The sequence below is a fragment of the Streptococcus oralis genome (assembly GCF_023110435.1).
GTDB classification, from domain to species: Bacteria; Bacillota; Bacilli; order Lactobacillales; family Streptococcaceae; genus Streptococcus; species Streptococcus oralis_CF.
In genome coordinates, this window is record NZ_JALDWB010000006.1 from 105,051 (window position 1) to 116,180 (window position 11,130).

At 42.1% G+C, this 11,130-nt stretch carries 11 protein-coding genes; 4 read left to right on the forward strand and 7 right to left on the reverse strand.

Annotation, left to right across the window (positions count from 1 at the left end; translation table 11 throughout):
• From M1F97_RS08020 to M1F97_RS08035, 4 genes are all read right to left on the reverse strand, one after another.
• Positions 1–858, reverse strand: a complete 858-nt coding sequence (locus M1F97_RS08020) for a bifunctional methylenetetrahydrofolate dehydrogenase/methenyltetrahydrofolate cyclohydrolase (RefSeq protein ID WP_000057222.1) — start codon at positions 856–858, stop codon at positions 1–3.
• A 149-nt stretch (positions 859–1,007) separates the two neighbouring features.
• Positions 1,008–1,328: a TfoX/Sxy family protein gene (locus M1F97_RS08025; protein ID WP_247944758.1), complete on the reverse strand. Its 321-nt coding sequence runs from the start codon at positions 1,326–1,328 to the stop codon at positions 1,008–1,010.
• Positions 1,329–1,361: 33 nt separating this feature from the next.
• Positions 1,362–2,096 carry an amino acid ABC transporter ATP-binding protein gene (locus M1F97_RS08030; RefSeq protein ID WP_000140929.1) on the reverse strand — a complete coding sequence of 245 codons (735 nt, stop codon included), beginning with the start codon at positions 2,094–2,096 and terminating at the stop codon, positions 1,362–1,364.
• Entirely contained in the window at positions 2,096–2,779 is a 684-nt protein-coding gene (locus M1F97_RS08035) for an amino acid ABC transporter permease (protein ID WP_247944759.1), read from the reverse strand. The genes M1F97_RS08030 and M1F97_RS08035 overlap by 1 nt, the downstream gene beginning before the upstream one ends.
• Positions 2,780–2,969: 190 nt before the next feature.
• On the opposite strand from M1F97_RS08035, the gene M1F97_RS08040 reads away from it, so the two are divergent.
• The 4 genes from M1F97_RS08040 to M1F97_RS08055 all read left to right on the forward strand — a co-directional run bounded on the left by M1F97_RS08040 (position 2,970) and on the right by M1F97_RS08055 (position 6,638).
• Positions 2,970–3,200: a DUF1797 family protein gene (locus M1F97_RS08040; protein ID WP_000443579.1), complete on the forward strand. Its 231-nt coding sequence runs from the start codon at positions 2,970–2,972 to the stop codon at positions 3,198–3,200.
• Between the two features lie 238 nt (positions 3,201–3,438).
• On the forward strand, positions 3,439–5,697 hold the full coding sequence (locus tag M1F97_RS08045; RefSeq protein ID WP_169446650.1) for an ATP-dependent Clp protease ATP-binding subunit: 2,259 nt from the start codon (positions 3,439–3,441) through the stop codon (positions 5,695–5,697).
• 130 nt (positions 5,698–5,827) lie between these two features.
• Positions 5,828–6,280, forward strand: coding sequence for an NUDIX hydrolase (locus M1F97_RS08050; RefSeq protein WP_247944760.1), 453 nt, complete (start codon positions 5,828–5,830; stop codon positions 6,278–6,280).
• Positions 6,281–6,338: 58 nt separating this feature from the next.
• The gene (locus M1F97_RS08055; protein WP_173258722.1) at positions 6,339–6,638 is read left to right on the forward strand and encodes a DUF1827 family protein; all 300 of its coding nucleotides are present in this window, start codon (positions 6,339–6,341) and stop codon (positions 6,636–6,638) included.
• A 66-nt stretch (positions 6,639–6,704) separates the two neighbouring features.
• Here M1F97_RS08055 and metK read toward each other — a convergent pair whose 3' ends face one another.
• The 3 genes from metK to M1F97_RS08070 all read right to left on the reverse strand — a co-directional run.
• Positions 6,705–7,895 carry a methionine adenosyltransferase gene (metK, locus tag M1F97_RS08060; protein ID WP_049485412.1) on the reverse strand — a complete coding sequence of 397 codons (1,191 nt, stop codon included), beginning with the start codon at positions 7,893–7,895 and terminating at the stop codon, positions 6,705–6,707.
• Between the two features lie 222 nt (positions 7,896–8,117).
• A complete protein-coding gene (locus M1F97_RS08065) occupies positions 8,118–9,461 on the reverse strand; it encodes a DEAD/DEAH box helicase (RefSeq protein ID WP_247944761.1) in 1,344 nt (447 codons plus the stop codon).
• A 274-nt stretch (positions 9,462–9,735) separates the two neighbouring features.
• Positions 9,736–11,130, reverse strand: a 1,395-nt coding sequence (locus M1F97_RS08070; protein ID WP_247944762.1) for an SHIRT domain-containing protein, incomplete at its 5' end; no start/stop codon positions are given.

Consider the following 11,130-nt stretch of genomic DNA (forward strand, 5'->3'; position numbering starts at 1 on the left):
CTAATCCTTGTTCAGTGTACGAAGCGCTGCCTGATAGGTTTGCTCCATCAGCATGGTAATGGTCATAGGACCAACTCCACCTGGGACAGGTGTGATGTGACTGGCAAGTGGTGCAACCGCATCATAATCAACATCTCCACAAAGCTTGCCATTTTCATCTCGGTTCATCCCAACGTCAATGACAACCGCTCCCGGTTTGACAAAGTCAGTAGTCACAAACTTAGCACGACCGATAGCAACCACCAGAATATCTGCTTTAGCAGCCACCTTGGCAAGGTGATGGGTGCGTGAGTGAGTCAAAGTCACAGTCGCATTTTTAGCCAAAAGAAGCTGAGCCATTGGTTTCCCAACGATATTGGAACGACCGATAACAACCGCATTTTTACCTTCCAACTCAATCCCATATTCATGAAACATCTCCATAATTCCTGCAGGTGTCGAAGGAATCATAACTGGATGACCAGACCATAGGCGACCCATGTTTAGCGGGTGGAAACCATCCACATCCTTTTCTGGGTCAATGGCTAACAAAACCGCCTCTTCATCGATATGTTTGGGTAAAGGTAACTGAACCAAAATCCCATGCCATGCTGAATCTTGATTATAGTTAGCAATCAAGTCCAACAATTCCGCTTGGGTAATGGTATCTGGAACTCGCACAACTTCACTACGGAAGCCAGCAGCAAGAGCTGACCGTTCCTTGTTGCGAACGTAAACTTGACTGGCAGGATTGTCCCCCACCAAAATCACCACCAAGCCTGGAACTAGACCTGTTTCTTCTTTTAGTTTGGCAGTCTTTTCAGCCAACTGTCCTTGTAACTTAGCTGCAAGAGCCTTCCCATCAATAATCTGTGCCATATTTCTTCTCTTTTCTATCAAATATCTTCTATTATATCAAAAAATACCTTGGCATTCTAACACTTCTTGACTAATAGACCTTATAGTTTGAAACTATAAGAAAAAGCTCTTATCAAGCTTTTAGTGCCTATTTATCTTAGGCAAGTCTATCATGCTTTCTTTTTGACCTTGGGAACAGGCAAAACTTCGTACATCTCCTTGATTAGTCTCGCTAGAAATAACTTGTCTTCAAGGTCTTCTAGTAAAATCATCTCCTTGGCTCCTTCATAAGGACGTTCAAGTCTTGTCTGGCCCAGTTGATCCATGACCACCTTCACAGGCTTCAATAACAAACGATTATCATAGATTCCCCCAATAATCTTCCCACGATAATAAAGGATATACTCTCCCATCATTGGACGATAACTCATCTCCTCTAGCTCCGAAAACTGATCGAGAATAAAGGCTAAATATTCCTTACTTGAAGCCATGATTTTCACTCCACTTCTTCTAAAAATGAGGTATTACAAAACCTTACTCAAAAATTCCTTGGTCCGTTGTTCTTTTGTTTGATCGAAAATCTCCTCTGGCCTTCCATCTTCGACAACAACTCCATCCGCCATAAAAATAACACGGTCTGCTACCTCACGCGCAAAGCCCATTTCATGAGTCACAATCACCATAGTCATCCCTGATTTAGCAAGGTCTTGCATCACAGCTAGAACTTCTCCAACCATCTCAGGGTCTAGGGCTGAAGTCGGCTCATCAAAAAGCAAAACATCTGGTTCCATAGCAAGTCCACGTGCAATGGCAATCCGTTGTTGCTGACCACCTGACAAACTCTGTGGATAGGCCGTCGCCTTATCTGGTAGGCCAACTTTTTCTAGCAGTTCTTGCGCTCTTTTCTCCGCTACTTCCTTGCTTTCCCCTTTGGTTTTGATTGGAGACAGGGTGATGTTTTCCATGACCGTCATATTTGGAAAAAGGTTGAATTGTTGGAATACCATGCCCATCTTTTCGCGCATCGCAAAAAGGTCATTCTTCTTATCCGTAATATCGACACCTTCAAAGATAACCTTTCCCTTACTTGCTTCCTCGAGAAGATTCATCGAACGAAGAAGGGTTGATTTCCCGCTACCTGACGGACCGATAATTACCACAACTTCCCCTCTTTTGATCTCAAGATCAATCCCTTTCAAGACTTCATTCTTCCCAAAAGACTTATGCAAGCCTTCGATTTTTATCAAGGTTTCTGTCATTATTTTTTGTCTCCTTGTCCAATGTAATTTTCAAATGCCCTCAAAGCCACTGTCAAAACAGAAGTTATAATCAAGTAATAAAAGGCTGCAAATAAGAGAGGCGTTAAAGGTAGATAGGTCGTCGTTGCTACCGTTGTAGCTCCATTCCAAAGTTCCATGACACCGATTGCTGACAAAAGCGAACTATCCTTGATAATGGTAATAAATTCATTTCCCAATGCTGGCAAAATATTCTTGATTGCCTGTGGCAAAATAACATAACGCATAGCATTTTTGGGACGAATACCCAAGGAATAAGCCGCCTCTAACTGCCCTTTAGGAACTGCATTGATCCCTGCACGAACAGTTTCAGACACATAGGCACCACTATTCATCGAGATAATCAGAATACCTGGAATTAAACGAGAAAGATCAACTCCTAAAATTCCCACTTGGATAGTCGGAGCGTTGATATGCATAAGGGCAAAGGCAATCATAATCTGAACCATCATCGGAGTTCCACGGAAAATCCATATATAGACATTTGCAAACCAAACAAGCGGTTTAAAGCGTGATCGCTGAGCAAAGGCCAATAAGACACCTAGAATGGTACCGAAAAAGACTACCAGAATTGAAATCACTACAGTGATAAGAGCACCATAATTAAAATAAGGTAAATACTTTGGTAAAAAGGAAAAATTCATATAAACTCAGCTTTCTAAATATCAGATTGTATGATTATAACATGTATTGAATTAAAATTCAATCTTTTCCCACTGATTTTCACCAATAATTTTATGCAAAAGAGAAATAGCGAGAAATCTTAGTTTTTTCTAGTCAAGTCCCCGTGGTTTATGGTAAAATAGTAACGATAAGAAATGGAGGAGAATCATAATGGAATCACATTTGGTTAGAATCATCAACCGCCTAGAAGCAATGACAAAAGATGGTGGAAATCTAAAACGTAATTTTGAACGTGAGGGTGTTGTTGTCGCAGAAGTTGCCTACAGCTATGACGAAGAAAACGGATCACTCTTCACCCTTCGCGATGTTGAAGCACGTGAAACTTATACCTTTGATAGCATTGATTTGATTGCAATGGAGATCTACGAACTCCTTTACTAATAAAAAATCAGTAGGGAAAACCTGACTGATGAATGAGAATCCTTTTTGTCACCACAAATGGGATTTTTTCTTACCTTCAATGTCACTTGATTCTCCATGAATCCCTCTTTTAAAAACGACCACTTCCCAATCTTTTTACTTGCTTTACACCTTAATCATGCTATAATGAGAGTATAAAACTTTGACTATTTTTGACCTTTTTATTAAGCCAAGAATAAGAATGAAATGAGGTAGATGTATGCTCTGTCAAAACTGTAAAATTAACGACTCAACAATTCATCTGTATACCAATATCAATGGACAGCAAAAGCAAATTGATCTCTGTCAAAATTGCTATAAAATTATCAAAACGGATCCAAACAATACCCTCTTTAAAGGAATGACTGACCTAAACAATCGAGACTTTGATCCTTTTGGAGACTTTTTCAATGATTTGAATAATTTCAGGGCTTCTTCAAATAACGTTCCCCCAACTCAATCAGGTGGAGGATATGGGGGCGATGGGGGATACGGACCTCAAAACCGTGGTCCACTTCAAACACCTCCTAGCCAAGAAAGAGGACTCCTAGAGGAATATGGTATCAACGTAACTGAGATTGCCCGTCGTGGGGATATTGACCCTGTTATCGGTCGAGATGAGGAGATTATCCGTGTTATCGAAATCCTCAACCGTCGAACAAAAAACAATCCTGTCCTCATCGGAGAACCAGGTGTTGGTAAAACAGCCGTTGTTGAAGGTCTGGCTCAAAAAATTGTCGATGGTGATGTTCCCCATAAACTCCAAGGCAAGCAAGTTATCCGTTTGGATGTGGTCAGTCTAGTTCAAGGAACGGGTATCCGAGGCCAATTTGAAGAGCGTATGCAAAAACTCATGGAAGAGATACGCAAACGCGAGGATATCATTCTCTTTATCGATGAAATCCATGAAATTGTTGGTGCAGGGTCAGCAGGCGATGGCAATATGGATGCAGGAAATATCCTCAAACCTGCCCTTGCTCGTGGTGAGTTGCAATTGGTTGGCGCTACTACTCTTAATGAATACCGCATCATTGAAAAAGATGCTGCTTTGGAGCGCCGGATGCAGCCTGTCAAGGTAGATGAACCAACTGTCGAAGAAACCATTATCATCCTCAAAGGGGTTCAAAAGAAATACGAAGACTACCATCACGTCAAGTATACTGATGCTGCTATCGAGGCAGCTGCTAATCTGTCCAATCGTTACATTCAAGACCGCTTCTTACCTGACAAGGCTATTGACCTTTTAGACGAAGCTGGTTCTAAGATGAATCTGACTCTGAACTTTGTCGATCCCAAAGTGATTGATCAGCGTTTAATTGAAGCTGAGAATCTCAAGACTCAAGCTACACGAGAGGAAGACTTTGAAAAAGCTGCCTACTTCCGTGATCAGATTTCCAAGTACAAGGAAATGCAGAAAAACAAGGTGACCGATCAGGATACTCCTATCATTAGCGAGAAAACCATTGAACATATCATTGAGCAGAAAACTAATATCCCTGTTGGGGAACTAAAAGAAAAAGAACAATCTCAACTCATCCATCTGGCAGACGACCTCAAGGCCCATGTTATCGGACAAGACGAGGCTGTTGATAAGATTGCCAAAGCCATCCGTCGTAATCGTGTTGGACTTGGTACTCCCAACCGCCCAATCGGAAGTTTCCTCTTTGTCGGACCAACTGGTGTCGGTAAGACAGAACTTTCCAAACAACTAGCCATTGAACTCTTTGGCTCTGCTGACAGCATGATTCGTTTTGATATGAGTGAATACATGGAAAAACACAGTGTGGCTAAATTAGTCGGTGCCCCTCCAGGTTATGTCGGCTACGATGAAGCTGGTCAATTAACAGAAAAAGTTCGTCGCAATCCCTACTCTCTCATCCTTCTCGATGAAGTTGAAAAAGCCCACCCAGATGTCATGCACATGTTCCTCCAAGTCTTGGACGATGGTCGTTTGACTGATGGGCAAGGACGTACAGTTAGCTTTAAGGATGCTATCATTATCATGACCTCAAATGCGGGTACTGGTAAGGCCGAAGCCAGTGTTGGTTTTGGGGCAGCTCGTGAAGGTCGAACCAACTCTGTTCTCGGTGAACTCGGCAATTTCTTTAGCCCAGAATTTATGAACCGTTTTGACGGCATCATCGAGTTCAAAGCTCTCAGCAAGGACAACCTCCTCCAAATCGTCGAACTCATGCTAGCAGATGTTAACAAACGTCTTTCTAGCAACGACATCCACCTCGAAGTGACGGATAAAGTCAAAGAAAAATTAGTTGATCTAGGTTATGATCCAAAAATGGGGGCACGGCCACTCCGTCGTACCATTCAAGACCATATCGAGGACGCCATCACTGACTTCTACCTTGAAAATCCAAGTGAGAAAGCCCTCAAGGCAGTCATGACAAGCAATGGTAAGATTCAAATCAAATCTGCCAAAAAAACTGAAAAAATAGAAGAAATTGCTTCTGAAAAAGAAGAATAAAGCTATATAACAGGTGCAGGAAGTCTATCATTTTCTGCACCTTTTTTACTAAAATAACTGTAAATTCTTGACAGCTTGCCCCTCGTCCATTATGATAATAATAAAGATACTAGAGAATGAGGAAAATGCGATGGCAAACCTAACTTTTGGTGAAAAAAGAGAGAATGTGACCTACCTGCCCCGCTACGGCGTTTACGTAGTTATTCCTGATCCAGAAAAAAAACAAATTGTCTTAGTTCAAGCTCCCAATGGTGCTTGGTTCTTGCCAGGTGGAGAGATTGAAGCAGGCGAAGACCATCAAGAAGCACTGAAGAGAGAACTAATCGAAGAACTTGGCTTTACAGCTGAGATTGGAACCTATTATGGGCAAGCTGATGAGTATTTTTACTCTCGTCACCGTGATACCTACTACTACAACCCAGCCTACCTCTACGAAGCCACTTCTTTCCAAGAAGTACAAAAGCCATTGGAAGATTTTAATCATATTGCTTGGTTTCCTATTGATGAAGCAATTGAAAAACTCAAACGTGGTAGCCATAAATGGGGAATTGAAGCTTGGAAAAAACAGCATGAAATTGACTAAAATACACGATTTTATCCAAAAAGTGCTATAATAGAGTTAGAAAATCGGAGGAACTATTATGAAGCTTATCAACACGACTAATTCACACTCGCAACTTGTTAAAAGCCAATTAGAAAGTACTGACGCAACTCTTGTTGAGGTCTATTCTGCTGGAAACACAGATGTGATTTTCACACAAGCTCCGCTTCACTATGAAATCCTCATTTCCAACAAACACCGTGCTATTCGTGAACCAGAAATCGAAACCATTCAAGATTTCTTCATGAAACGCAAAATTGATAAACAAAAAATTGATGAAGCTAATATCAAGACGCTTTATTCAGATAAATTGATTGAAATTTCTATTCCTACAAAATAAGAAAGCCAGCCTAGAGCTGGTTTTCTTTTGCAAAAAAGATTGGTAGGAACTACCAATCTTTTAATTTTATTTCACAGCTTCTTTCAAAGCATCTACCTTATCCAAACGTTCCCACGGAAGGTCAATATCTGTACGTCCCATGTGTCCATAAGCCGCTGTTTGACGGTAAATTGGACGTTTGAGGTCTAGCATTTGGATAATTCCTGCTGGGCGAAGGTCAAAGATTTGACGAGCCGCTTTTTCAAGCTTGCTTTCAGCTACTGTTCCTGTACCAAAAGTATCGATACGAACAGAAACAGGCTGGGCAACACCGATAGCATAAGCCAATTGAACTTCTGCCTTTTTAGCCAGACCCGCTGCAACAATATTTTTGGCAATATAACGAGCCGCATATGAGGCTGAACGGTCCACCTTAGTCGCATCCTTACCAGAGAAGGCACCACCACCGTGACGAGAGTAGCCACCATAAGTATCCACGATAATCTTACGGCCAGTCAAACCTGAGTCTCCTTGAGGTCCACCGATGACAAAGCGACCAGTTGGATTGATGAAGAATTTTGTTTGCTCATCCAAGTAAGAGGCTGGAATGACCTCTTTGATAACCTTGTTAATCACATCATTGTGAATTTGTTCGTTGCTGACTTCTGGATCATGCTGAGTAGAAATAACGACTGTATCCACGCGCACTGGACGGTCATTCTCATCGTATTCAACAGTCACTTGGGATTTGGCATCTGGGCGAAGATAGCTGATTTCACCAGACTTGCGAAGTTCTGCCAAACGACGAACCAGTTTGTGGCTAAGTGAGATTGGCAATGGCATGAGTTCCTCTGTTTCGTCCACTGCAAATCCAAACATAAGACCTTGATCTCCAGCTCCAATCAAATCAAGCGGATCTTGATCTGCATTTCCACGGACTTCCAAGGCTTCGTTAACACCTTGGGCGATATCTGGGGACTGCTCAACAAGTGACGGATGAACTCCCACCGTCTCCGCAGAAAAACCATACTCCGTATTAGTATAGCCAATCTCTGCAATGGTATCACGAACCACGCGGTTGATATCCACATAAGCATTTGTAGAAATTTCACCAAAAACGTGGACAGAACCAGTGTATACAGCTGTCTCAGCAGCAACGTGCGCTTCTGGATCCTCTGCTAAAATAGCATCCAAAATCGCATCTGAAATTTGGTCTGCAATCTTATCCGGATGCCCCTCAGATACAGATTCAGACGTGAATAATTTACGTTCTGACATAAAAATGTCCCCCCTTAAAAAAATATTGTTATAGAGTTACAAAGTACTGGTAGAAAATCCTATCCTCTACAGGTTGCGACTCGAAAGAAAAATAAACCTTTCTACCATCTTATCGGGACTATATAACCTTATCATTATACCACTTTTTATTTTTTTTTGCATTCTTTAGAAAAATCTTAAAGAAAAGTAACAAAAAGGAGCCATTCGACTCCAATTTTATCCTTAAAATGTTTGGCGTTTGGCTTTACGCTCGGCACGGCCACGAGCACGATTTTCAGCACGCTTAGTTTTGCGACGTTTTTCATCCACTGCCCATTGAATCTTCTTCTTATAACCTGGTTTGACTTTTTTCTTTTTCTTTTTGACCAAGCCAATCATTTCGATATCAAGCTTATCCTGCTTCTTTTCACGATTGGCACGACGATCACGGTCATAGGTATCTTGGAACTCTCCGTCTTTGACAATCTTAGGAGTAAACTTGATGCCTAATTTTTCCAACTCACGGATATCCGAGTCATCACTAGGCTGGTAAAGGGTAATAGCCGTACCAGGCAGTCCGTTACGCCCAGTTCGTCCAACACGGTGAACAAAGAAGGACAAGTCTTGCGGAATGGCATCATTGATGACATGACTGACACCTTCAATATCAATTCCACGCGCTGCCAAGTCCGTTGCGACAATATACTCAAAATCTAGATTTTTCACCTGATTCATGATCCGCTTGCGTTCACGAGGGGCAATATCTCCATGAATCTTTGCTACCTTCAATCCTTGAGCAGTCAAGTATGCATGCAATTCATCCGCACGCGTCTTGGTATTAACAAAAATCATAGCCAGATAAGGTTGCATGACTTGAGTCAATTCATAAATCTGAGCATTCTTATCTCGTCCCTTGGTCGAAATCAACCAATTATCAATAGTATCAGAAATAACAGTTTTGGTCTTTATTTTCTCCATAACAGGATTTGACAAGTATTTTTTCAAGAATGGCTGCAATTTTTGTGGAATAGTCGCTGAAAAGACCATAAATTGCAAATCTTTTGGAAGGCTTCCTGCTATCTTATCAACTGTCTCTAAGAATCCCATATCCAAGGTCATATCGGCTTCATCAACAACAAAGATCTTGGCCTTGTGAATAGCTAAATCACCAGATTTGACCAAGTCATAGATACGACCTGGAGTCCCGATGACAATATGGGGCTGGTTACTTGCCAATTTATCAATCTGACGAGCCTTATCCGTACCACCAACATAGTTGACCACACGAACTTCAACTTCTGAGTGAGATGCAATCTGACGAGCCGCTTGGTAGATCTGAGTAGCTAATTCACGACTTGGAGCAGTGATTACCGCTTGCACACTATCGCTAGTTTCATCTAATTGCTGGAAAATGGGGAGCAAAAAAGTATGAGTCTTTCCTGAACCTGTTTTTGACTCGCCAACCAAGTCTCGACCTGCCAAGACAATAGGAATCAACTTTTCCTGAACTTCGGTAGGAGTTGTAAACTTCAACTCCTCCAATGCCTTTTCTATATAGTTTTTAAACTGAAATTTCGTAAATGACATATTATCCTCAATTCTATTCACTTAACCATTATACCATATTTTGAACATTTTCAGTAGTCCAACTCATCTGGCCTATCACAAGGCTATCAATTTCACCAAATACCTCTCTTAGACTTGAAATCTCACATTTGATTTCTACCCAAAATACAAAAAGAGAAGACCAAATTGGTCTTCTCTCAGCCTTAAAGCTTGCAACTCAGATTGATTTGTCAAACAGTCAAACAGTTGCTTAAGAATCTTGTAAAAGTCGAAAGCTTCTAGATAAAATTAGTGCTTAATCATCTTTCCGCTTGCGACCAAGAAGCAACGCTGCTAGACCTGCAAGAAGAGAGCTAGTCATTAGTCCAGTGAGTGAAAGTGGTGCAGTGCTACCCGTATTTGGCAATGTAGCTTGTTTTGCTTTTTCTCCTGCTGGACTTTGAGCTGGTGGATTCTCTTCAGGTTTTCTTGGTTGTTCTGGTTGATGTCTATCTGCCTGATTATTATCAGCCCCCTGCTCTCCTCCTGGATTAACTGGTGGAACTGGATTTGGTTGAGGTGCTGGTTGTGGCGTTGGTGCCGGCTGTGGTTGTGGACTAGGATCTTGCTTAGCTTCAAAGACCCACTTACCGACGAAGGTTAGATTTGCCCCCTCTTCCACTTCTTGGTAACCTAAGAATGTCCATGTACCATTTGCAACAGCAACTTCTACAGGCATCGGTGCTTCTGGAACGAAAGTAATCGCTGCAGAAGAACTTGTAGTATATGTTCCACTTTGTGGAAGTAAGCTCAATACTTCTGCTGGCAAGTTGTTGTCTGCGGTTGCACTTTCGAAGCGATAAGTCACTTGATAGGTTTCAGTTACCGGTGCAGGTAAAACATTAACTGGTACAGGAACTTCAGTAGAAGAACCATCTGGATAATCAACTCGTACCTTACCTGTGTAAGTTCCTGGTTTTGTTATGTCAATTTGACCCACAGGTGTGATATCTACTACCTTAGTGCCAGCTGGAAGGCTTGTCAAGTTCTTCACATTATCGGTCAAGTCAGGTGTTTCTCCAACCTTGATAGTTTCTTCCGTTACTTGAGGCGTATAAGTTTCAGCATTTGTCGGATTCGCTTTGAATTCCCACTTACCTACAAACTCTACATTGGACTTGTTGACAACGGCGCTAGCTGCGTCATAACCCTTGAAGGTCCAAGTGCCATCGTTCACAGTATCTGTGTAGGTCGCTTGCGCTGGTTGTTTAGCGGAAACAGTGTCCCCATTCACATAAGTTGCACTGTCGCTTGGAGTCAATGCTGCAATGGCTGCTGGAAGTGCTTTTCCTGCTGTCGCACTTTCGAAGCGGTAACTTGCTTGGTACTTGTTGGCTTCAAAGGCCCAGTTACCTACAAACTCTACATCAGCCTTGTTGACAACGGCGCTAGCTGCGTCGTAACCCTTGAAGGTCCATGTGCCATCGTTCACAGTATCTGTGTAAGTGGTTTGGGATGGTTGCTGAGCTGAAACAGAGGCACCATTCACATATGTTGCACTGTCGCTTGGGGTCAAGGCTGCGATAGCTGCTGGAAGTTGCTTACCTGCTGTGGCGCTCTCGAAGCGGTAAGTCGCTTGGTACTTGTTGGCTTCAAAGGTCCATTTACCGACGAAGGATACATTGGCCTTGTTGACAACGGCGCTAGCTGC